19 protein-coding genes are annotated in these 22,244 nt (G+C 71.7%); 9 read left to right on the top strand and 10 right to left on the bottom strand.

Annotated features, from left to right (window positions below; genetic code table 11):
- The first annotated feature begins 302 nt into the window (after positions 1–302).
- Entirely contained in the window at positions 303–1,247 is a 945-nt protein-coding gene (locus ABZ354_RS13320; RefSeq protein WP_358656115.1) for a hypothetical protein, read from the top strand.
- Positions 1,248–1,425: 178 nt separating this feature from the next.
- Here the strand turns inward: ABZ354_RS13320 and ABZ354_RS13325 are convergent, their stop codons facing one another.
- Complete coding sequence (locus ABZ354_RS13325; protein WP_358656117.1) at positions 1,426–1,854, bottom strand: Rieske (2Fe-2S) protein; 429 nt, start codon at positions 1,852–1,854, stop codon at positions 1,426–1,428.
- 282 nt (positions 1,855–2,136) lie between these two features.
- On the opposite strand from ABZ354_RS13325, the gene ABZ354_RS13330 reads away from it, so the two are divergent.
- Together ABZ354_RS13330 and ABZ354_RS13335 are read left to right on the top strand one after the other, a co-directional pair.
- Positions 2,137–3,168, top strand: coding sequence for a LacI family DNA-binding transcriptional regulator (locus ABZ354_RS13330; protein WP_358656119.1), 1,032 nt, complete (start codon positions 2,137–2,139; stop codon positions 3,166–3,168).
- 16 nt (positions 3,169–3,184) lie between these two features.
- Positions 3,185–4,111, top strand: a complete 927-nt coding sequence (locus tag ABZ354_RS13335; RefSeq protein WP_358656121.1) for a carbohydrate kinase — start codon at positions 3,185–3,187, stop codon at positions 4,109–4,111.
- A gap of 169 nt (positions 4,112–4,280) precedes the next feature.
- On the opposite strand, the gene uvrA is transcribed toward ABZ354_RS13335, so the two are convergent.
- On the bottom strand, positions 4,281–7,298 hold the full coding sequence (uvrA, locus tag ABZ354_RS13340; protein WP_358656123.1) for an excinuclease ABC subunit UvrA: 3,018 nt from the start codon (positions 7,296–7,298) through the stop codon (positions 4,281–4,283).
- A gap of 221 nt (positions 7,299–7,519) precedes the next feature.
- Between uvrA and ABZ354_RS13345 the strand changes: the two genes are divergently transcribed.
- Both ABZ354_RS13345 and ABZ354_RS13350 read left to right on the top strand, forming a co-directional pair.
- Positions 7,520–8,206 (top strand): maleylpyruvate isomerase family mycothiol-dependent enzyme, encoded by a 687-nt coding sequence (locus ABZ354_RS13345; protein ID WP_358656125.1) that lies wholly within the window; start codon positions 7,520–7,522, stop codon positions 8,204–8,206.
- A 64-nt stretch (positions 8,207–8,270) separates the two neighbouring features.
- The gene (locus ABZ354_RS13350; RefSeq protein WP_358656127.1) at positions 8,271–8,927 is read left to right on the top strand and encodes an MBL fold metallo-hydrolase; all 657 of its coding nucleotides are present in this window, start codon (positions 8,271–8,273) and stop codon (positions 8,925–8,927) included.
- A gap of 75 nt (positions 8,928–9,002) precedes the next feature.
- Here the strand turns inward: ABZ354_RS13350 and aroQ are convergent, their stop codons facing one another.
- From aroQ to ABZ354_RS13385, 7 genes are all read right to left on the bottom strand, one after another.
- A complete protein-coding gene (gene aroQ / locus ABZ354_RS13355; protein WP_358656129.1) occupies positions 9,003–9,476 on the bottom strand; it encodes a type II 3-dehydroquinate dehydratase in 474 nt (157 codons plus the stop codon).
- Between the two features lie 171 nt (positions 9,477–9,647).
- Complete coding sequence (locus ABZ354_RS13360; protein ID WP_358656131.1) at positions 9,648–10,751, bottom strand: ionic transporter y4hA; 1,104 nt, start codon at positions 10,749–10,751, stop codon at positions 9,648–9,650.
- 119 nt (positions 10,752–10,870) lie between these two features.
- Positions 10,871–11,896: a TerC family protein gene (locus ABZ354_RS13365; RefSeq protein WP_358656133.1), complete on the bottom strand. Its 1,026-nt coding sequence runs from the start codon at positions 11,894–11,896 to the stop codon at positions 10,871–10,873.
- A 282-nt stretch (positions 11,897–12,178) separates the two neighbouring features.
- Positions 12,179–14,191, bottom strand: coding sequence for a TerD family protein (locus tag ABZ354_RS13370; protein ID WP_358656135.1), 2,013 nt, complete (start codon positions 14,189–14,191; stop codon positions 12,179–12,181).
- 69 nt (positions 14,192–14,260) lie between these two features.
- Positions 14,261–14,839, bottom strand: coding sequence for a TerD family protein (locus ABZ354_RS13375; protein ID WP_358656137.1), 579 nt, complete (start codon positions 14,837–14,839; stop codon positions 14,261–14,263).
- A 203-nt stretch (positions 14,840–15,042) separates the two neighbouring features.
- Entirely contained in the window at positions 15,043–17,190 is a 2,148-nt protein-coding gene (gene uvrB / locus ABZ354_RS13380; protein ID WP_358656139.1) for an excinuclease ABC subunit UvrB, read from the bottom strand.
- 39 nt (positions 17,191–17,229) lie between these two features.
- Complete coding sequence (locus tag ABZ354_RS13385) at positions 17,230–18,078, bottom strand: MHYT domain-containing protein (protein WP_358656141.1); 849 nt, start codon at positions 18,076–18,078, stop codon at positions 17,230–17,232.
- A 279-nt stretch (positions 18,079–18,357) separates the two neighbouring features.
- Between ABZ354_RS13385 and ABZ354_RS13390 the strand changes: the two genes are divergently transcribed.
- Positions 18,358–19,230 (top strand): glycerophosphodiester phosphodiesterase family protein, encoded by an 873-nt coding sequence (locus ABZ354_RS13390; RefSeq protein WP_358656143.1) that lies wholly within the window; start codon positions 18,358–18,360, stop codon positions 19,228–19,230.
- A gap of 71 nt (positions 19,231–19,301) precedes the next feature.
- Positions 19,302–19,856 carry a methylated-DNA--[protein]-cysteine S-methyltransferase gene (locus ABZ354_RS13395; protein ID WP_358656145.1) on the top strand — a complete coding sequence of 185 codons (555 nt, stop codon included), beginning with the start codon at positions 19,302–19,304 and terminating at the stop codon, positions 19,854–19,856.
- 15 nt (positions 19,857–19,871) lie between these two features.
- Here the strand turns inward: ABZ354_RS13395 and ABZ354_RS13400 are convergent, their stop codons facing one another.
- Positions 19,872–20,300 (bottom strand): VOC family protein, encoded by a 429-nt coding sequence (locus tag ABZ354_RS13400; protein WP_358656147.1) that lies wholly within the window; start codon positions 20,298–20,300, stop codon positions 19,872–19,874.
- Between the two features lie 107 nt (positions 20,301–20,407).
- Between ABZ354_RS13400 and ABZ354_RS13405 the strand changes: the two genes are divergently transcribed.
- Positions 20,408–21,316, top strand: a complete 909-nt coding sequence (locus ABZ354_RS13405) for a pseudouridine-5'-phosphate glycosidase (RefSeq protein WP_358656149.1) — start codon at positions 20,408–20,410, stop codon at positions 21,314–21,316.
- Positions 21,313–22,230, top strand: a complete 918-nt coding sequence (locus tag ABZ354_RS13410) for a sugar kinase (protein ID WP_358656150.1) — start codon at positions 21,313–21,315, stop codon at positions 22,228–22,230. Before ABZ354_RS13405 ends, ABZ354_RS13410 begins: the two co-directional genes overlap by 4 nt.
- Positions 22,231–22,244 lie beyond the last annotated feature (14 nt).

Raw genomic sequence — 22,244 nt, forward strand, 5'->3', positions numbered from 1 at the left:
GTACGGCGTCGCCACGCGGCCGGCGACGCGTGAACCGGGCACTGCCGCACGGCCCGCGGAGCGTGATGCGGCGCCGGCCGCACGGCTCGCGACGCACCGTACGGACTCGGCCAGCCGTCCGTCGCGGTTGCGCCCGAAGTGTTGTCGGGACTTGGTCAACACGCTTCAATGCGGAGGACCTCGGGCCCCGGAGCTGCGGCCTGCGTTCACGAGAACGCCTCCTGCGCCGACGGGGGCGGCCCCGGGGACCCCTGCGAACGGCCTGACCAGCCGTTCCATCATTCACAGAAAGGCCTCTGTGCATGCCGCACGCCACACAGCACGCGGACGACGCCACCGCGGAACTGGACTCGGCCCTGCGAGGGGGCCCCTTCCACGTCGCCCTGCGCGCCGCGATCGCCGCACGCGGCCTGCCCCTGCAGCGGGTGCAGCACCACCTGTCGCGCCACGGCGTCAAGGTGGGTGTGACGAGCCTGAGCTACTGGCAGCAGGGTGCCCGGCGTCCGCAGCGCCCGGAGTCGCTCCGTGCCGTGCGGGCGCTGGAGGAGATCCTTCAGTTGCCCGACGAGTCACTGATCCGGCTGCTCGCCGAGACCGGCGAACGCGCCGGCCGGGACACCTCCGCACGCTCCTACCGTGTCTTCGTCGAGGCCGCGGGCGTCCTCGAGCGGCTGCTCGCCGAGCTCGACTCGCCCGTGGACGGCGGGCTGCAGACCCTCGGCCATCACGAGCTGGTGCGGATCGGGGCGCGCCGGGAGCTGGCCGGGCGCGAGTCGCACCACATCGTGCGGGCCCACCGGGACGGCGTCGACCGCTTCGTGGCCGTGCACCACGGCGACCCGGGGTGCGTGCCGGACGGCATGGCGGTGCACGCGCTGGAGAACTGCAGCGCCGGGCGGGTCCGCCGCCACGAGGAGACCGGGCTGCTCGTCGTGGAGCTGCTGTTCGGCACCCGGCTGCGGGCCGGTGACACCTTCCTGTTCCGCTACGGCGTCCAGGACGGCACGGCCGGCGAGTCGCGCGAGTACGTGCGCGGCTTCGATTCCGCCGGAGGTCAGTACGCGCTCCAGGTCCGGTTCGACGAGCGGGCCCTGCCGGTGCGCTGCCACCGCTTCACCCAGCACACGGCGGCGGCACCGCGCAGCGGCCACCAGGACCTGACCCCGACCGGCCCGCACCACTCGGTGCACCTCGTCGAGCCACGGATGCGGTCGGGCATCGTCGGGATCGGCTGGGACTGGGAGTAAGGGGCGCGGAGGCCCCGGCCGAGGCGTGACCGACCGAGCGGCGCCCCGGTCCCCGGCGGTCCCACCCGCCCATCCCGCGGGGCCGGACCGCGAGGGCCGGGGGTGGGGGTGCGGGAGCGAGCCCGGACTGAGGCGGACCGGGCCCTCGGGGCGTCTTTCCGGCGGGTGCCGACCCTGGTCAGTGTTTCGGGCCTGCGACGACCCGGCCGTTCTCCTCCCGCACGTCGAGCGCGACCAGCGGCCGCCGCGCGGGCGAGTGCAGCACCTCTCCCGTCGTGGCGTCGAACTCGCTGCCGTGACACACGCACACGAGCTTCTTCCCCTCCAGCGTGCCGATGGCGCACCCCCCGTGCGTGCAGACCGCGCTGTACGCCTTCAGCGAGCCGTCCCCGGCCCGGCTGACGACGACGTGCTGCTCGCGGTACAGCACCGGGCTCCCCTCGGCGATCTCCTCCGGCGCGCCGAGTTCGACGGGCGCGGTCGGCGTCGTCGGCAGCGCCCCCTCGTCGTCGCCCGGCCCGCAGGCCGCGAGGGCCGTTCCGGCGACGGGCGTGAGGGCCGCGCCCCGCAGGACGGTACGGCGGCTCGGTGAGGGACGGCCGGGCATGAGGTCTCCACAGGTCACGGGGATGGGCACAGCGACGATACCCGTCGCTTCCGTACCGCCGACGGGGCAGGCCGGGCCGCTCGGTGGAGGAGCGCGTAAACGCTTGCGCAAGCGCTTACGCGCGTCCGCGCGATGGGATACGTTCCCGTCCCGGGACGCACGACGGGCGGCCGGGGTACGGCGCGGGAGACGAGGCGGCGCGAGGCCCCGGCCCGGTGGGTGTCCCCGCTGTCGGCCGGAGGAACGGCCGAGGGGCCCACAGGGACACGCAGGAGAGAGCGCATGGCGACCATGACCGACGTCGCACGGAGCGCCGGTGTCTCCGTGGCGACCGTCTCCCACGTACTGAACGGCACCCGGCCCGTGCTGCCCCACACCCGCCAGGCGGTCCTGGACGCCGTGGAGGAACTCGGCTACACCCCCAACGGCCCGGCCCGCTCGCTGGTGACCTCCCGCACCCGGTCCATCGGGCTCGCGGTGTCCGCGATCAGCAACCCGTACTTCACGGAGATCCTCCAGGGCGTCGAGGCCGGCGCCCTGGAGCACGGCTACGGCCTGCTCGTCGCCGACCCGCACGACGACCCCGAGCACGAGCGCAAGGCGGTGCGACTCCTGCACGAGCGCCGGGTGGACGGCATGATCGTCGCGCCCTCGGCGGCGCCCGGCGCACTCGTCGACCACCTGCGGCGCCACGCCGTACCGACCGTCTTCCTGGACCGCGTGCTCGACTCCCCCGCCGACGGCGGCCCGGACTTCGACCAGGTGAGCGCCGAGAGCGCGGAGCCCACGGCCCGGCTCGTCACCCACCTCGCGGGGCTCGGCCACCGTCGGATCGGTCTGGTCGCCGGCCGGCCGGGGCTCAGTACGACGCGTGAGCGCATCGCCGGGTACCGTCGTGGGCTGGCCACCGCCGGCCTGCCGTACGACGAACGGCTCCTGACGGACGGCGACTCCGAGTCCGCCGGTGCCGAACGCGCCACCGCCGCCCTGCTGTCCCTCCGCACCCGGCCGACCGCACTGGTCACCGCCAACAACGCCATGACCTTCGGAGCGCTGCGAGCCCTGCGCGGGGCCGGGCTGTCCGTGCCGCACGACATCGCGCTGTGCTGCTTCGACGACTTCGCCTGGGCCGACCTGTTCCAGCCCCGGCTCACCGCCGTCGCCCAGCCCAGCAGGGAGATCGGTGCCCACGCGGTGCGGCTGCTGCTCGACCGCCTCGCCGAGCCGGGCCGGCCCGCCCGAAGGATCCGGCTGCCCTGCACGTTCGTCCACCGCACCTCGTGCGGCTGCCCCGAAACGCCCGAAGTCGGCTGAAGAGAGGAACCCGCTCGTGATCGTCGTCGCCGGTGAGGCCCTGATAGATCTCGTACCGCAGGGCACGGGTGCCCTCGCGGCCCTGAAGCCGGCGCTCGGCGGCGGCCCGTACAACACGGCTGTCGCGCTCGGCCGGCTCGGCTCCCCCACCGCGTTCTGCTCCCGCGTGTCGGACGACGCCTTCGGCGGTGCGCTGCTGGACCGGCTGCGCGAGAGCGGCGTGGACGTGTCGTGGGTGCGGCGCGGGCCGGAGCCGACGACGCTCGCCGTCGCGACGGTCGGCGCCGACGGCTCGGCGGCGTACTCCTTCTACGTGGAGGGCACCGCGGACCGGCTGTTCACGGCGCCGGACGCGCTGCCGCCGGGGACGCGCGCCGTCTCGTTCGGCACGTGCTCGCTGGTGCTGGAACCGGGGGCGACCGCCTACGAGGCCCTCATGCGACGGGCCGCCGGGCAGGGCGTGTTCACCGCCCTGGACCCGAACATCCGGCCCGGACTGATGTCGGACCCGGACGCCTATCGGGCCCGCTTCACGAGCTGGCTGCCGTCCGTGTCCCTGCTGAAGCTGTCCGCGGAGGACGCCGACTGGCTCGGCGGCACCCCGCGCGAATGGCTCGCGGCCGGTCCGGCGGCGGTCGTGGTGACCCGGGGCGGCGACGGGCTGACGGTGTTCACCCGGGACGGCGGCGAGCACTCCGTGCCGGGCGAGCGGGTCGACGTCGTGGACACCATCGGGGCGGGCGACACGGTGAACGCGGCGCTGCTGCACGGGCTCGCCGCGCGCGACGGGCTGAGCGAGGCCGCACTGGCCGGTCTCGGCGCGGCCGGCTGGGCGGAGCTGCTGCGTTTCGCGGCTCGTGCGGCAGCGGTCACCTGCTCACGGGCCGGCGCCGAACCGCCGTACGCCGCGGAGCTGGAGCCGGCACGACCCCGGAAGGGGTGACCGCGGGGGCGACGGCCGGCTCGGGACCGGCGCGGGCGGGCGGACCGGCGCGACGGCCGGGACGGGCCGACGGACCGGCGTGGGCGGGCGGCATGCGCGACGCGGCGCGCCCCACAGGGAGGGGGTCCCGTGGGGCGCGCCGTCGTATGCGGGTGGGCGGGCACAGGCCTCAGGCCTGGCGGGCCCGGGGCACCTTCTTCGCGGAGGCCGCCTTCTTGACGGCGCCGGTGGAGGAAGCGGCACCGGTGGCCGTCTTCCTGGCGGTGGACGTGGCCGCCGCCGTCCCGGCCGTCGTCTTCGCCGCCGCCCGTTTACGGGTCGCCGCGACGGGCGCGTCGCTGATCCGGTCGGCGTCCAGGATGTCCCGCAGGAACTTGCCGGTGTGGCTGGTGGGGACGCCGGCGACCTGCTCGGGCGTGCCCTCGGCGACGACGAGGCCGCCTCCCGCGCCACCCTCGGGGCCCATGTCGATCAGCCAGTCGGCGGTCTTGATCACGTCGAGGTTGTGCTCGATGACGATGACCGTGTTGCCCTTCTCCACCAGGCCGTCGAGCACCGTGAGCAGCTTGCTGATGTCCTCGAAGTGCAGACCGGTGGTCGGCTCGTCCAGGACGTAGACCGTGCGGCCGGTGGAGCGCTTCTGCAGTTCGCTGGCGAGCTTCACGCGCTGTGCCTCACCGCCGGACAGGGTGGTGGCGGACTGGCCGAGCCGGACGTAGCCGAGGCCGACGTCGTTGAGTGTCCTGAGGTGGCGGGAGATCGCCGGGACCGCCTCGAAGAAGTGCATCGCCTCTTCGATCGGCATGTTCAGGACCTCGGAGATGGACTTGCCCTTGTAGTGGACCTCCAGGGTCTCCCGGTTGTACCGGGCCCCGTGGCAGACCTCGCACGGGACGTACACGTCCGGGAGGAAGTTCATCTCGATCTTGATGGTGCCGTCGCCGGAGCAGTTCTCGCAGCGGCCGCCCTTGACGTTGAAGGAGAACCGGCCGGGCATGTAGCCGCGGACCTTGGCCTCGGTGGTCTCGGCGAACAGCTTGCGGACGTGGTCGAAGACTCCGGTGTACGTCGCCGGGTTGGACCGCGGGGTGCGGCCGATGGGCGACTGGTCGACGTGCACGACCTTGTCGACGAGGTCGTCGCCCTCCACGCGGGTGTGCCGGCCGGGGACGGTCCGCGCGCCGTTCAGCTCCCGGGCCAGGTGCGTGTAGAGGATGTCGTTGACCAGGGTGGACTTGCCGGATCCGGACACGCCCGTGACCGCGGTGAACACGCCCAGCGGGAAGGACACGTCGATGTCCCTCAGGTTGTTCTCGCGGGCGCCGTGCACGGTCAGCTGCCGGGACGGGTCGCGCGGGCGGCGCACCTCGGGCAGCGGGATGGCCTTACGGCCGGACAGGTACAGCCCGGTCTGCGACTCGGTGTTGGCGAGCAGTTCCTTCAGGGAGCCGCTGTGCACGACCTTGCCGCCGTGCTCGCCCGCGCCGGGACCGATGTCGACGATCCAGTCGGCGGTCTTGATGGTGTCCTCGTCGTGCTCCACGACGATGAGCGTGTTGCCCATGTCGCGCAGCCTGACCAGGGTCTCGATCAGCCGGTGGTTGTCGCGCTGGTGCAGGCCGATGGACGGCTCGTCCAGCACGTACAGCACGCCGACGAGGCCGGAGCCGATCTGCGTGGCGAGGCGGATGCGCTGGGCCTCGCCGCCGGACAGCGTGCCGGCCGCGCGGTTCAGCGAGAGGTAGTCCAGGCCGACGTCGACCAGGAACCGCAGCCGCTCGTTGACCTCCTTCAGCACGCGCTCGGCGATCTTCTTGTCGCGGGCGCTGAGCGTCAGCCGGCCCAGGAAGTCCGCGCAGTCGCTGATGGACATCGCGGCGACCTCGGCGATCGACTTCTCCATGATCGTGACCGCGAGGACGATCGGCTTCAGACGTGTGCCCTCACAGGACGGGCAGTGCACCTCGCGCATGTAGCCCTCGAAGCGCTCGCGGCTGGCGTCGCTCTCGGCCTCGCTGTGCCGCCGCTTGACGAAGTTGACGGCGCCCTCGAAGGCCGCCATGTACACGCGCTCGCGGCCGTACCGGTTGCGGTAGCGGATTTCGATCTGGGTCTTGTGGCCGTACAGCAGGGCCTTTCTGGCGCGCTGCGGCAGGCCGCCGAAGGGGATGTCGGTGCGGAAGCCGAGCGCGGCCGCCAGGGCATGGACCTGGCGGTCGAAGTAGTCCTTCGTGTGACCGTGCGACCAGGGGTGGATGGCGCCCTCGTCGAGGGACTTGTCCGGGTCGGGGACGATCAGCTCGGCATCGACTTCCATGCGCGTGCCGATGCCGCTGCACTCGGGGCAGGCGCCGAAGGGAGAGTTGAAGGAGAAGGAGCGGGGCTCGAGCTCCTCGAAGGACAGGTCGTCGTACGCGCAGTACAGGTGCTCCGAGTACATGCGCTCGCGCTCGGGGTCCTCCGCGGGGAGATCCACGAAGTCGAGCACGACCATGCCGCCGGACAGGCCGAGGGCGGTCTCCACGGAGTCGGTGAGGCGGCGCTTGGCGGACTCCTTCACCGTGAGGCGGTCGACGACCACCTCGATCGTGTGCTTCTCCTGCTTCTTCAGCGTGGGCGGCTCGGAGAGCTGGACGGTCTCGCCGTCCACGCGCGCCCGGGAGTAGCCCTTGGCCTGGAGGTCGGCGAAGAGGTCGACGAACTCCCCCTTGCGCCCGCGGACAAGCGGCGACAGCACCTGGAAGCGGCTGCCCTCCGGCAGCTCCAGCACTTTGTCCACGATGGCCTGCGGCGACTGGCGCGCGATCGGACGGGCGCACTCCGGACAGTGCGGCTTGCCGATGCGGGCGAAGAGCAGACGCAGGTAGTCGTAGACCTCGGTGATGGTGCCGACCGTCGAGCGCGGGTTGCGCGACGTCGACTTCTGATCGATGGAGACCGCCGGGGAGAGGCCCTCGATGAAGTCCACGTCCGGCTTGTCCATCTGACCGAGGAACTGCCGGGCGTAGGAGGAGAGCGACTCCACGTAGCGCCGCTGGCCCTCGGCGAAGATCGTGTCGAAGGCCAGGGAGGACTTGCCAGACCCGGACAGGCCCGTGAAGACGATGAGCGAGTCACGAGGCAGGTCGAGCGAGACGTTCTTCAGGTTGTGCTCGCGCGCGCCACGGACGATGAGACGGTCGGCCACGCCGGTCCGCACCTTTCTAGAGAAGTGACAGGGGCGAGGCCCCCGTGCTTCCTCAGCCTAGGGGGAGCCACTGACAACGCCGGTCGGATCCCGGTCGCTTCAACAATCCCCGACCACCCAGCATGCCCGACGCCGCACTCGACCATATAGCACACGCATTCGATTAGCGGGCCGGCTCCGCCGCCTTCACCCGAAGGTGTGACGGGACTAGGGTCAGGACCATGATTGATCACGCTCATGACCTGGTGTGTGTACGGGACGCGACGGAGCGGCTGCTCGACGCGGTCGGCAAGCTGGACAACGCGTCTGTGACGGAGTCGTCACGGCTGCCGGGCTGGACCCGCGGCCACGTGCTGGCCCACCTCGCCCGCAACGCGGACGCCCTGGTGAACGTGTTGCGGGGCCGTCCCATGTACGTCTCGGCCGAGGCCCGGGACGCCGACATCGAGCGGGACGCCCCACGCGCGCTGGACGCCCACCTCACCGACGTACGCGACAGCGCCGCCCGTTTCCAGGACACGGGGGCCGCGCCCGCCGACTGGTCGCGCACGGTGGAGTTGCGCAACGGCGTGACGGACACGGCGGCCCGGGTGCCGTTCCGGCGCTGGGTCGAGGTGGAACTGCACCACGTGGACCTCGGGATCGGCTACGAACTGGACGATCTTCCGGAGGAGTTCACGCAGCGGGAGACGGGGTTCCTCGCCGACCGCTTCGCCGGGCACCCCGACGTGCCACCGACCCGCCTGTCGGACGGCACGCGCGCGTGGCGCACGGGCCGGGAGGCAGGCGGGGCCCAGACCACCGTCACGGGGTCGCCCGCCGATCTGCTGGGCTGGCTCGCCGGCCGCCGCGACGGGTCCGCGCTCACGGCGGTGGGCGGCCCGCTGCCGGCGCTCCCGCCCTTGTAGACCGCTCCGTTGCCGCGCGCACGGTGGCTCTCCGGGCCGACCCCCGGGGACTAGGCTGGCCGCCATGACGTACAGCGGAGAGGTGACGGTCGGCGGACCCGCCGACGTGCACGAGCTCAAGGACCTGATGATCACCAAGGTCGCGGTCGGCCCGATGGACAACAACGCCTATCTGCTGCGCTGCCGGGCCACCGACGAGCAACTGCTGATCGACGCGGCCAACGACGCGGCCACACTGCTGGGCACGATCGGGGACGACGGCATCGCCTCCGTCGTCACCACGCACCGGCACGGCGACCACTGGCAGGCGCTCGCCGAGGTCGTGGCCGCCACCGGCGCCCGCACCTACGCGGGCCGCCACGACGCGGAGGGCATCCCCGTAGCGACCGACGTCCTCGTCGAGGACGGCGACGTCCTGCGGGTCGGGCAGGTGGAGCTCACGGCGCGCCATCTGACCGGGCACACGCCGGGCTCGATCGCCCTCGTCTACGACGACCCGCACGGTCACCCGCACGTGTTCACCGGCGACTGCCTCTTCCCGGGCGGCGTGGGCAACACGTCCGAGGACCCGAAGGCGTTCGCCAGTCTGATCCACGACGTGGAGACCAAGATCTTCGACGTGCTCCCGGACGAGACCTGGGTCTACCCGGGGCACGGCAGGGACACCTCGCTCGGCGTGGAGCGTCCGCACCTGCCGGAGTGGCGCGCACGCGGCTGGTGACGGCCGCCGCACCGGGTGCCCCGTCGGCGAGAGCCGTCGGCCCGGACGTCTGACGGGCGTCCGGGCCGACGGCTCTCACGTGTCGGCCCGTCCGGTCCCGGCCAGCGCCGCGACCCGCTCCACGGCGAACACGTACCCCTGCACGCCGCACCCGGCGATGACGCCGTCGGCGCGCAGCGAGACGTAGGAGTGGTGCCGGAACGACTCCCGCTGGTGGATGTTGGAGATGTGCACCTCCAGCACCGGCAGCCCGTCGCAGGCGTTCAGCGCGTCCAGGATCGCGACGGAGGTGTGCGAGTAGGCGCCGGGGTTGATCACGATGCCGCAGTGGTTCAGACGTGCGTCGTGGATCCAGTCGACCAGTTCGCCCTCGTGGTTGGACTGGCGCAGGTCCACCGTGCCGCCGTGCGCGGCCGCGGCCTTGGCGCACATCGCCTCGACGTCGGCGAGGGTGTCGGAACCGTAGATCTCCGGCTGGCGCTGTCCGAGCAGGTTCAGGTTGGGGCCGTTGAGGATCATGATCGGGGCGCTGGCCAGGGTACGGGGCACGGTTCCTCCGGTCCGTCGGGGACGGGCCGCCCGGCGGCGGCCTGCTCGGCACCGGTCTATCACGGTGCGCGGCGGTGACAGCGGCCGCTTCACGCCGCTCTCGCCGTCGCGGCCGGTGAGGGGGACGAGGGTGCGGGCGGCGGACGCCGAACGTCCCGCCGCCCACGGGGCTCACGGGTTGATCGCGAGCTCCAGATACGCCGCGAACAGCACGAGGTGCACCCCGCCCTGGAGCGGCGTGGCCCGGCCCGGTACGACCGTCAGGGAACCCACCACCACGGTGAGGGCGAGCAGCACCATGTGGGTGGCTCCGAGTCCGAGGACGAGTGGTCCGGACAGCCAGACGGACGCCAGGGCGACGGTGGGGATGGTCAGGCCGATGCTGGCCATGGCGGAGCCGAGCGCCAGGTTGAGGCTGGTCTGCACCTGGTCGCGGCGGGCGGAGCGCAGTGCGGCGATGGTTTCGGGGAGCAGGACGAGCAGGGCGATGACGACACCGACGACGGCGTGCCGGAGTCCGGCCGCGGCGACGGTGGACTCGATGGTGGGCGACACCCCCTTGGCCAGGCCCACGACACCGATCAGGGCGAGACCGAGCAGCCCGAGGCTGATCCGTGCGGTGCTGCCGCCGGGCTCCTCCTCGTGGCCGGCGTCGCCGTCGAGGACGACGCCCTGCCGGGCCACGGGGAGGAAGTAGTCGCGGTGCCGCACGGTCTGGGTCGCGACGAACAGGCCGTACAGGATCAGTGAGGACACCGCGGCGAAGGCCAGCTGGGGGCCGGAGAACTGCGGCCCCGGCCTGCTCGTGGTGAACGTCGGCAGCACCAGGCTGAGCGTGGCCAGCGTGGCCACGGTCGCGAGCGCCGCCCCCGTTCCTTCCGGGTTGAACACGGCGGTGCCGTGCCGCAGGGAGGCGGACAGCAGGGACACGCCGACGACGCCGTTGCACGTGATCATCACGGCCGCGAAGACCGTGTCCCTGGCCAGGGTCGCGGACTTGTCGCCGCCGTCGGCCATGAGGGTGACGATCAGGGCGACCTCGATGATCGTCACCGCTATGGCGAGCACGAGTGAGCCGAAGGGTTCACCCACCCGGTGGGCGACCACCTCGGCGTGGTGCACGGCCGCCAGCACGGCCCCCGCGAGGATCACGGTGGCCAGTGCGACGACGACGCCGGGCAGGTCTCGTCCCCAGGTGAGGGCCAGCAGGGCGACGGCGAGCACGGGCACGGCTGTCGTCCACCGAGTCGCGAGCGCCCGGAGCCGAGTGACCATGCGGCGATGGTTGCAGAGGGGCACGGGCCCCGCACCCCGGCGGGCGGTCGCCGGCCGGGAGGGGCCGTGCATGACCTCACCGGCCGTGCATCACCGGGACGGGAGGTGTGTCGGCGTTGTCAGGTGTCGGCTCTGTCCTTCGCCAGGACCTTGCCCTCGCCTTCGCTCCCGTCCCCGCCCTCGCCCTGCGCGGCCTCTGCGGCCGCTTGCCGCCTGGAGGCCCGAAGGCTGGTGATCGTGGTGACGACCAGCACCGAACAGATCACGCCGAGGGAGACCGGAATGCTGATCTCCGGGGCATGGACGCCGGACTCGTGCAGCGCGTGCAGCACGAGCTTGACGCCGATGAAGCCGAGGATGATCGACAGGCCGTAGCTGAGGTGGACCAGTTTCTTCAGCAGGCCGCCGATGAGGAAGTACAGCTGCCGCAGACCCATCAGCGCGAACGCGTTGGCGGTGAACACGATGTACGGGTCCTGCGTCAGGCCGAAGATCGCGGGTATCGAGTCGAGCGCGAACAGTACGTCCGTCGTGCCGATGGCGAGCATGACGACCAGCATCGGCGTCATGATCCGCTTGCCGTTCTCCCGGATCCACAGCTTGGTGCCGTGGTACCGGTCGGCCACGCCGAAGCGGCGCTCGGCGGCCTTGAGCAGCTTGTTCTCCTCGAACTCTTCGTCGTCCCCGTCGGCCCGGGCCTCCTGGACGAGCTTCCAGGCGGTCCAGATCAGGAAGGCGCCGAACAGGTAGAAGACCCAGGAGAAGCTGCCGAGGATCGCGGCGCCCGCGGCGATGAAGACGGCCCGCAGGACCAGGGCTATGAGTACCCCGATGAGGAGTACCCGCTGCTGGTACTGCGTCGGCACCGCGAACTTCGCCATGATCAGGACGAACACGAAGAGGTTGTCGACGCTCAGCGACTTCTCGGTGATGTAGCCGGCGGAGAACTCACCGGCGGGCTGCCCGCCGCCGAGGACGAGCAGTCCGAGCCCGAAGAGGCCGGCCAGGACGACCCAGACGACCGTCCAGATGCCGGCTTCCTTGATCGATACGTCGTGCGGTTTGCGGCCGACGAAGAAGTCGGCCGCGATGAGGGCGGCGAGGCCCAGGACGGTCAGGACCCACAGGGTCGGGGAAACATGCACTGCGCCTCCGGCAGTCGTCACGGCAAATGTCAGCGTCATAGCTGCCGGAGGTCTCTTCCACCCGGGTGGGCCGGAGCGCTTGACACGCCCGGATCCCACGGGCCGACGCCCCGGGATCCGACCGGATCCGTATTGACGGGTACGCCGCAGCAGACAGGGAGTACTCCCCTCCGTACGGAAAGGGTACTCCGATACCCAAGGAAAGGTAAAGAACGGAGTAAAGGAAAAGCCAAGTTGCCTGATCAGGCAGGCTTTACTTCTGCTTGACAGAGGTGACGGCGGTCATCGCTGCCACTCGCGGCGAGCCGCCGCGACCTGGTGCAGCACGTGGTGGAGCACCTGACTGCCGGGCGGCACCACAGCGGGCTCGAACGTCCAGGCGTGACCGACCCACGGGTCGGCCAGATGATCGTCGGGCACCGGCGTCAGTCGCAGCAGCGAACGCCACAGCGGGTCGAGCAAAGGACCGTACCCCGCGGACTCCTCCCGGTCGGCGACCATCATCAGATGGACGCCGACGGCCGGTCCCTCGTCGGAGAGGTACCGCAGCTGGTTCACGGCCCGGTCGTCGAAACCGTGCGGGAAGTCGTTGACGACGAGGAGCTGCTGGGCCAGGTCCAGGTCGGGCGGGAGCGAGTCCGCCGCACCGGCCCGCACCGCCATCTGCACGAGGTCGACGCGCTGCGTGAGCCGTCCCAGGACGTCCGCGACACCCGCGGCACCCGCTGCGGGCGGGCCGGCCAGCACCCCGCTCTGCACCAGCGGCGCCAGCTGCTGCGCACCCGCACCCGCCGGGTCGATGACGTGCACGGAGAACTCGCCGGGGGTGTGGACCGCGAGCAGCCGCGCGGCGTGCGCCACCGCCGACTCGAGTGCCGCCCGGCGCAGTTCGTAGGAGTCGGTGAAGCTGCCGTCCGGCGAACCGACCCGGCCGCTGTCCACCCACAGGCCCCGCTCCAGCGGCAGCCTGACCAGCATCGGGATGCGCACCTGGACGGCCTCGGGCACGTGCAGGTCGCCCAGTCGCAGCGCCACGGGCATTTCCATCGGCACGCGGTAGCCGTGCCAGACGGGACTGTCCCAGCGGGCGAACGCCAACGGCAGCGCGGGCTCGACGACCTCGGCCTCGGCGGTGAGCTGGGCGATGTCCCGGTCGAGGGCCTCGCGGGCCCGCGTGACGAGCTGCGTGTGCCGGGCGTGGGCGCTCTCGCGCGCCGCCTCGGCCTGCCCGCCGATCCGGCTGCGCGGATCGGACAGCACCTGGTCGAGTTCCTTCTCCATGCGGGAGTCGGCGAAGTCGACGGCACTGCGGTACGCGGCGGTCGTGCGGGCCAGGTCCTCGAACATGCCCCACACCTGGTTGTAGAGCCGCTCGTCCATGGACCAGCCGGTGGCGTCGCCCGCTACGGGACGCGCGGGCTGACCGGGCTCGGCGGGAGGCGCGGTCGGCGGGGGCGGCGGGGGGGCGGAGGTCTGCCGGCCCGGGTGGCTGTAGTTGACCGGATGGCCCGCAGCGGGCACCGACGGCTCGGTGTCGCAGGGCTGGTCCGCGCCACCCGGGAACGGCGGCTGCGGAACGGGCGCGCCGCCGGGGTGGCCGTACGGCGACGACGGCGGGACGGTGCCGGGGGCGGCCTGCGGGGCCGGTCCGCCCTGCTCCGGGCCGGTGGCCTGCCCCGCGGTCTGCCGGGACCGGTCGGTGTCCGCCGTGCGCGGCGGGGCCGCCGAGACCGAACGGGCCAGGCCGCCGGCCACCGCCTCGTTGATGGCGGCCGAGAGCTCGTGGGCCTCGGTCAGGCGCTGGTCGGTGAGGAGCTCGCCGAGGCCGCCCGCGTAGCCCTGGCCCACGGCGCGCACCTTCCAGCTGTCCAGCCGCCGGTACAGCTCCAGGGCGACGACGGCGGTCTCGGCGTCGAGGCCGGTGATGGTGTAGCTGGCGACCTCCGTGCCGTCGAGACCGGTGACGGCCACGAAGGGGGCGGCCACCGCGCCGAAGCGGACCGGCCCTCCCCCGTCGGCGGAGGGCAGGGCGAGCAGCACGTTGACCCGGTGCACGGCGTCCGGTATGGCGTCCAGGTCGACGGCGAGGCGGTGGTCGGCGGCCGCCTGGCGGGACACTTCCAGTCCCGGCAGGGTGGGTGTGCCCGGGTGGGCCACCCACTCCACTCCGCCGACCCGGCCGTTTTCGTCGCTGAGCGTGGCCGCTGCCACGATCGGCGTGCCGGCCGAGACTCGTATCTCGAGACGGGTCTGGGAGAGCGGGTGGTTCTGCCCCCGCACCAGCTCGGCCGTCATCGCCTGTCCCCCTGTGTCATTCGTGTCGTGTCGTGCGCTGCTCGCCGGCCCGTGTCGGCCGGGCCGCCGTCAGAGCAGCGGCAGGATGGACGGCATGAGGTCCTGGAAGGTGCGGCCGTTGGCCGGGGTGCCGAGGGCCGTCATCGTCCAGCCCGGGCCCGAGCGGTGCACCTTCGCCATGACCTGGGCCGTGTAGGCGCCGCCGCCGGCGAGCGTGTAGCGGGCGAGCTCCTGGCCGTTGGTCTCGTCGACCAGGCGGCAGAACGCGTTCTGCACTTCCTGGAAGGTCTGGCCCGTGAACGAGTTCACGGTGAACACGATCTGGTCGATGTGGACCGGTACACGCTGCAGGTCGACGAGGATCGCCTCGTCGTCGCCGCCCTGGCCGACGCCGCCGACGAGGTTGTCGCCGGTGTGGCGCACCGAGCCGTCGTCGCTCACCAGGTGGCGGAAGAACACCACGTCGACCGGCTGCTTGTCCGCGAACAGGACGGCGGAGGCATCCAGGTCGATTTCCCGCGTACGCGAACCGAACAGGCCGCGACGGGGAGCCGCCTGCCAGCCGAGACCCATGCGCACCGCGGTCAGACTGCCGCCGTCGCTCTTCTGCAGACTGACGGACTGACCCTTGGTCATGTTGACGGTCACGCGCTGATTCCCCTCTCGAACTTCCCCTGTTGCCGCGGAGCCGCGGTTGACCAGAACCCTACGCACGACCACTGACAGCGCCGTACCCAGGTCCGCACTTTGTGTCGGTCTTGCAACACAGCGTGTGCCAGGTGGGACCAGCGGGACCTTTGGCGGGACCGGGGTCCGCCCGCGACCGGCACCGCCCGCCGACCGGCCCTCCGTCAGGACAGCCCGGCCTCCCGCATCTGGCGCAATTCCTTCTTCATCTCGGAGACCTCGTCGCGCAGCCTGGCCGCGATCTCGAACTGGAGATCCGCCGCGGCGGCACGCATGCGTGCGGTGAGTTCCTCGATCTGCCCGGCGAGCTCGGCGGCGGGACGGTCCGTGGGCACGGCCTCGGCCGCCTTGGTCTTCCCCCTGCCCTTGGCCGCCTTGCCGTCGGCCTGCGTGGTGCTCAGCGACGGCACCGGCGCCTTGACGGTCTTGCCGTCCTTGGACTTGCGGTAGCCCGAGCCGAGCAGCTGCTCCGTGTCGATGTCCTCGCGGGCGATCTGCGCGACGATGTCGTTGATCTTCTTGCGGAGCGGCTGGGGGTCGATGCCCTTCGCCTTGTTGTACGCGACTTGCTTCGCCCGGCGGCGGTTGGTCTCGTCGATGGCCTTCTCCATCGCCGGGGTGATCTTGTCGGCGTACATGTGGACCTGGCCGGAGACGTTGCGCGCGGCGCGGCCGATGGTCTGGATGAGCGAGGTGCCCGAGCGCAGGAAGCCTTCCTTGTCCGCGTCCAGGATCGCCACCAGCGACACCTCGGGCAGGTCGAGGCCCTCCCTCAGGAGGTTGATGCCGACCAGGACGTCGTACTCGCCGCTGCGCAGCTCCCGCAGCAGTTCGACGCGGCGGAGCGTGTCGACGTCGCTGTGCAGGTAGCGGACCTGGATGCCGAGCTCCACGAAGTAGTCCGTGAGGTCCTCGGCCATCTTCTTGGTGAGGGTGGTGACCAGGACGCGCTCGTCCTTGTCGACCCGCTTGCGGATCTCGTGCACCAGGTCGTCGATCTGGCCCTCGGTGGGCTTGACGACGACCTCCGGGTCGACCAGGCCGGTGGGGCGGATGATCTGCTCCACGGCCCCGTCCGAGCGGGACAGCTCGTACTGGCCCGGCGTGGCCGACAGGTAGACCGCCTGCCCGATGCGCTCCTGGAACTCCTCCCACTTCAGGGGGCGGTTGTCGAGGGCGGAGGGCAGCCGGAAGCCGTGGTCGACCAGGGTGCGCTTGCGGGAGGCGTCGCCCTCGTACATCGCGCCGATCTGCGGGACGGTGACGTGCGACTCGTCGATGACGAGGAGGAAGTCGTCCGGGAAGTAGTCCAGCAGGGTGTTGGGCGGAGAGCCGGGCAGACGGCCGTCGAAGTGCATCGAGTAGTTCTCCACGCCGGAGCAGGAGCCGATCTGGCGGAGCATCTCCAGGTCGTACGTGGTGCGCATGCGCAGGCGCTGCGCCTCCAGGAGTTTGCCCTGGGTCTCCAGCTCGGCCAGGCGCTCCCCGAGCTCCTTCTCGATGTCGTTGGCGGCCCGCTCCAGGCGCTCGGGTCCGGCGACGTAGTGGGAGGCGGGGAAGACGTACAGCTGCCGGTCGTCGCTGATGATTTCGCCGGTGAGCGGGTGCAGCGTGGACAGGGCCTCGATCTCGTCGCCGAACATCTCGATGCGGACGGCGAGCTCCTCGTAGACCGGGAAGATCTCGACGGTGTCGCCGCGGACGCGGAAGGTGCCGCGGGTGAACGCCAGGTCGTTGCGCGTGTACTGGATGTCGACGAAGCGTCGCAGCAGCTGGTCCCGGTCGATCTCGTCGCCCACCCGGAGGGGCACCATCCGGTCCACGTACTCCTGGGGGGTGCCCAGGCCGTAGATGCAGGAGACCGAGGCGACCACGACGACGTCGCGGCGGGTGAGCAGCGAGTTGGTCGCGGAGTGGCGCAGCCGCTCGACCTCCTCGTTGATCGAGGAGTCCTTCTCGATGTAGGTGTCCGACTGCGGGACGTAGGCCTCGGGCTGGTAGTAGTCGTAGTACGAGACGAAGTACTCGACGGCGTTGTTCGGCAGGAGCTCGCGGAACTCGTTCGCCAGCTGGGCGGCCAGGGTCTTGTTCGGCGCCATGACGAGGGTGGGACGCTGGAGCTTCTCGATCATCCACGCGGTGGTGGCGGACTTGCCGGTGCCGGTCGCGCCGAGCAGGACGACGTCCTTCTCGCCGGCTTCGATGCGCCGGGCGAGGTCGGCGATGGCCGTCGGCTGGTCGCCGCTGGGCTGGTAGGGACTGACGACCTCGAAGGGCGCCACCGTGCGTTCGATCTGGGAAACGGGCCGCATGGATCCACCGTACGACTCGTCACTGACAATGCGGCGTGATCAGCGGTTCTGCGGGGTGCGGACACCGCTGCGGGCCCGCAGCGGACGGTGGCCCGGCTGGTGGACCACTTCGCCGGCGGGGATGCCCGGCTTCTCCTCCACGGGCGCGGCGGCGACGCGTCCCCTGACCATGAGCGGGTCGAAGACCACGACAACGCCGGCGAGGGCGAGGAAGGCGAGCGGGCCGATCAGCATCGGCACGAGCAGGGTGGCGGGCGACTCTCCCGTCGCGGGGACGGCCGTGCCGTGCAGGTGGACACTGAGGGCGGCCATGCCGGTGTAGTGCATGCCGCTGACCGCGAGCCCCATCAGGAGGCTGGCGCCCACGCTCCACAGGAAGCCCTTGACCTGGCAGGCCGCCCAGAGCGCGGCGGTGGCGGCGGCCATCGCTATCACGACGGACGCCGCGACGGTAGGGATGCTGTACCGGAATTCGCCGTCGAGCTGCATCCCGGCCATACCCAGGTAGTGCATCGAGGCGATCCCGAGGCCGGTGACCGTGCCCCCGGTGAACAGCGCCGTGCCCTTCGCGCCGCGGTAGCCGACGATGAAGATCCCGACGCCCACCATGAGGATCGCGACGCCCAGGCCGGCGTACGTCATCGCCGTGTCGTAGTGGATCGGCGCCTCTTCGACCGTGAACCCCATCATGGCGACGAAGTGCATGGTCCAGATGCCGGAGCCGATCGCCCCCGCCCCGAGGGCGATCCAGACGGGGCGCCACGAGCGGGTCACGATCAGGGACCTGGTGGTGCAGCGCAGGCCCAGGGCACCGCCCAGGCAGGCCATGAGGTAGGCCACCAGCGGTGTGACGAGTCCGTAACTGAATCCGTCGACGGTGCCTTGCATGCGCGGCTGCCCTTCCGCCTTTTACATCCCGGATTTCCCCGTTATGTACCCCCTCCGAGAACCGCGATTGCGGTTGAGGTTGAGGCAGAGAGTATGACGTCCACCGGAATGGTCGAACGACTATCCGGCAAAGAAACACGGCCTTGACCCACTTGTGCGGCCCCCGTGTGTGGAGTTGTGGCCCCTCCATTCATCCTGTGTCCATTCCGCACCCCTCCGCCGTTGACCATCTGCTGTCACAGTTGAACTGTCCGTGACCGCTCGACGCGAGGAGTACGCATGCACGCACGCGCACTTACCGCCACGACCATCGCGCTCCTGGGAACCGCCGCCACCCTGTTCCCGGCCCCCGCCGCGGGTGCCGCCGACGCCGGGCCACCGCTGGTGGTCGCCCACCGGGGCGCCTCCGGATACGCGCCGGAGAACACCCTGGCCGCCGTCGACAAGGCGGCCGAACTCGGCTTCCGCTGGGTCGAGAACGACGTGCAGCGGACCAGGGACGGTGAACTCGTCGTCGTCCACGACGACAGCCTGGCGCGTACCACGAACGTCGAGGAGCTCTTCCCCGACCGGGCCCCGTGGAAGGTGAAGGACTTCACCGCCGCCGAGATCGCGCGGCTCGACGCGGGAAGCTGGTTCGGCCCCGCGTACGCGGGCGCGCGCGTGCCGACGCTGGAGCAGTACGTGCACCGCGTCGAGCGCCACCACCAGAAGCTGCTGCTGGAGATCAAGAGCCCTGAGCTGTATCCGGACATCGAGAAGCAGACGCTCAAGGTGCTCGGCAACGAGGGCTGGCTGGAGCGGTCGCACGTGGCGGGGCGGCTGATCGTGCAGAGCTTCAGCGCGGACAGCGTGCGGACCGTTCACGAGCTGAAGCCCGCCGTCAAGACCGGGTTCCTCGGTACGCCGTCCGTGATGGAGCTGCCCGCGTACGCGGAATTCACCGACCAGATCAATCCGTCGTACCGCACGGTGTCCCTGGGATACGTGTCCGCGGTCCAGGCCTTCAGGGGGCCGCACGGCAGGTCACTCGAGGTCTTCGCCTGGACCGTCGACGACGCGGACACCGCCCGGCAGGTCGCCGGGTACGGGGTCGACGGCATCATCAGCAACAAACCGGACGTGGTGCGGGCCGCGGTGGGCGGCGGCTGACCACCCGCCGCCCCGCCCCGGGACGTGCCGGCAGGCGGGGCGTTGTCAGTGGCGGGCCGTACGGTGGGCGCATGGACAGCCATGGGCAGGCAGAGCGGCAGGTCGTGTGGACGGTCGTCGGTACGGACGTCGGACCGCTGCTGCTCGCCGCCACACCTGACGGCCTGGTCAACGTGGTGTTCCACGCCACCGACGCGGTGCGTGACCGGGCGCTCGGCCGGCTGGCTTCCCGGCTGGGCGGCGATCCCGTCGAAGCGCCGCGCTCACCCCTGCTGGCCGAGCCGATACGCCAGGTGGAGGCGTACTTCGCGGGGGTCCGGCGGGACTTCGACCTGCCGCTGGACTGGTCGCTGATCTCCGGCTTCAACCGGCAGGTGCTGCGCGAGCTCGCCTCCGGGGTGCCGTACGGCGCGGTCGTGGGCTACGGCGACCTGGCCGCGCGGGTCGGCCGGCCGGGCGCCGCCCAGGCCGTGGGCCTGGCGATGGGAGCCAATCCGCTGCCGGTGGTCGTGCCCTGCCACCGGGTCGTGGAGAGTGACGGCGGCATCGGGGGTTTCGGCGGAGGCCTGGAGGCCAAGCGGAGGCTGCTCGCCCTGGAGGGCGTGCTGCCCCAGCCGCTGTTCTGACGGTCGCCGCCCTGGTCAGTCGTAGTGCCGCGCTTCGACGACGTTGCCGTCGGGGTCGCGGAAGTAGAAGCTGCGCCTGGCCATGCCGCGGGCGCCGTAGGCGTCGTGAGTGATCGCCGACACGGGGACGGCCTGGCGTTGCAGCCGGTCGCGCAGCGCGTCGAAGTCGTCCTGCCCCAGCGCCACGCAGACGTGGTTGACGGGGTGACCGGCGCTGTCGGCGGCGCCCGGGACCATGGTCATGCGCTCCGCCAGGGTGAGGGGCGCCAGATCGAAGATCGTCTCCTCGTTCAGCCGTACGGAGGGGAAGGACACGGTTCCCGCGGCGTACTCGGTGACGCGCAGCGGCTCCATGCCGAGCGCCCTCTCGTAGAACCCGGCCGCCCCGACCGGGTCACGCACCCACAGGACGACGTGGTCGATACGTGGCGTGTTGTCCGTCATGCCTCAAGGCTCACGCCCGTCGACCATGTCGGCAAGGGTTTGGCCTCGCACGCCGTTCGCCAGAGATGCCAGAGACGAGGGAAGACCGACAGACGGGAGGCACGCTCGTGGCGCTGACGGTGTCCGAAGAGGTACGCGAGGCGATCGGCGCAGGTCGGCCGGTGGTGGCGCTGGAGTCCACGATCATCGCGCACGGTCTGCCGCGACCCCGCAACCTGCGGGTGGCCCTGGAGCTGGAGGCGGCCGTACGGCAGGAGGGCGCTGTTCCCGCGACCGTCGCCGTGCTGGACGGACGGCCCCGCGTCGGCCTGGACGAGCAGCAGCTGGAGCGGGTCGCGAACGAGGACGGGATCCGCAAACTGGGGCACCGCGACCTGCCTCTCGCGGTGGCGTCGAGAGCGAGCGGCGCGACCACGGTGTCGGCGACGGCCCTGCTTGCGGCCAGGGCGGGGGTACGGATCTTCGCCACGGGCGGGCTGGGCGGCGTGCACCGGCAGTGGACGGTCACGCAGGACGAGTCGGCCGACCTGGGTCTGCTCGCCCGGACAAGGATCACGGTGGTGTGCGCGGGCGTGAAGTCGATCCTGGACGTGCCGGCGACGCTGCAGCGCCTGGAGACGCTGGGCGTGACGGTCGCCGGGTACGGCACGCGCCGATTCCCCGGCTTCTACCTGTCCGACTCCGGCCACCCGGTGGACTGGACCCTCGACTCGCCTGACCAGGTGGCGGACGTCATGCGGGCGCAGGACGCGCTCGGGGTGCCGCAGTCGGCGCTGATCGTCGCCAACCCGGTGCCCCGGGGGGAGCAGCTCGATCCGGAGCTGCACGCTCGCGTGCTCGACGAGGCGCTGCACGCGTGCGAGGAGCAGGGGGTGACCGGGCAGGGAGTCACACCGTTCCTGCTGGACTACCTGGTGCGGCACACCGACGGGGCCTCCCTGAGCGCCAATCTGGCGGCGGTCCGCGGCAACGTACGGCTCGCGGGACGGATCGCGGCGGCCTGGGCCTCGGCGTGACCGGATCGGGGGCGGGCGGTGCGCTGCTGGTCGTCGGGGACGTGATCACGGACGTCGTCGCCCGGCACCGGGGACCACTCGTCGCGGGCACGGACACGGCGGCGGTGATCCGACGGGTGCCTGGCGGTGCGGGGGCGAACGTGGCCTGCTGGGCGGCGCACTGGGGATGCCCGGAGGTGCGGATGGTCGGCCGGGTGGGTGCGGAGGCAGCGGCATGGCACGAGCGGGAACTGGTCGCGCACGGGGTGACGCCCGCGCTGGTCGTCGATCCGGAGGCGCCGACGGGGACGGTGCTCTGCCTGGTGGACACGGGCGCGGCGGCCGAGCGGACGTTCCTCACCGACAGTGGCGCCTCCCTGCGGCTCGGGCCGGGCGACTGGTCGGACGAGTTCCTCGACGGTGTCGCGCGTCTGCACCTGTCGGGTTATCTGCTGTTCTCCGAAACGACCCGGGCGCTGGTGTCGGTGGCCGTGGCATCGGCACGTGCGCGCGGTGTGCCGGTGAGCCTGGACCCGGCGTCCGTGGGGTTTCTCGAGGAGTTGGGCGTGGACCGCTTCCTGACGCTGGTCGCGGACGTGGACGTGCTGCTGCCGAGCCGCGACGAGGCATGTCTGCTGACGGGGCGCTCCGGGGCGGCGGACGCTGCGGCCGAACTGAGCCGACGCGTGCCGCTGGTGATCCTCAAACAGGGCGCGGCCGGTGCGCTGGTGGCCCACTCGGGCGCGGTACGGGCCCACGTCACCGCCGTCCCCGCGCAGCCCCGGGACACCACGGGCGCCGGCGATGCCTTCACTGGCGCGTTCCTGGCGGCTCTGCTCGTCGGCGCGGACCCGGAGGGGGCCGCGCTGGAGGGCTGCCGGGCCGGCGCGCGGGCGGTCGAGCGGGTGGGCGGCAGACCGCCCGTACGGGGCTGACGCTGCGGGGAGCG

The sequence above is a fragment of the Streptomyces sp. NPDC005925 genome, assembly GCF_040638805.1.
GTDB lineage: Bacteria > Actinomycetota > Actinomycetes > Streptomycetales > Streptomycetaceae > Streptomyces.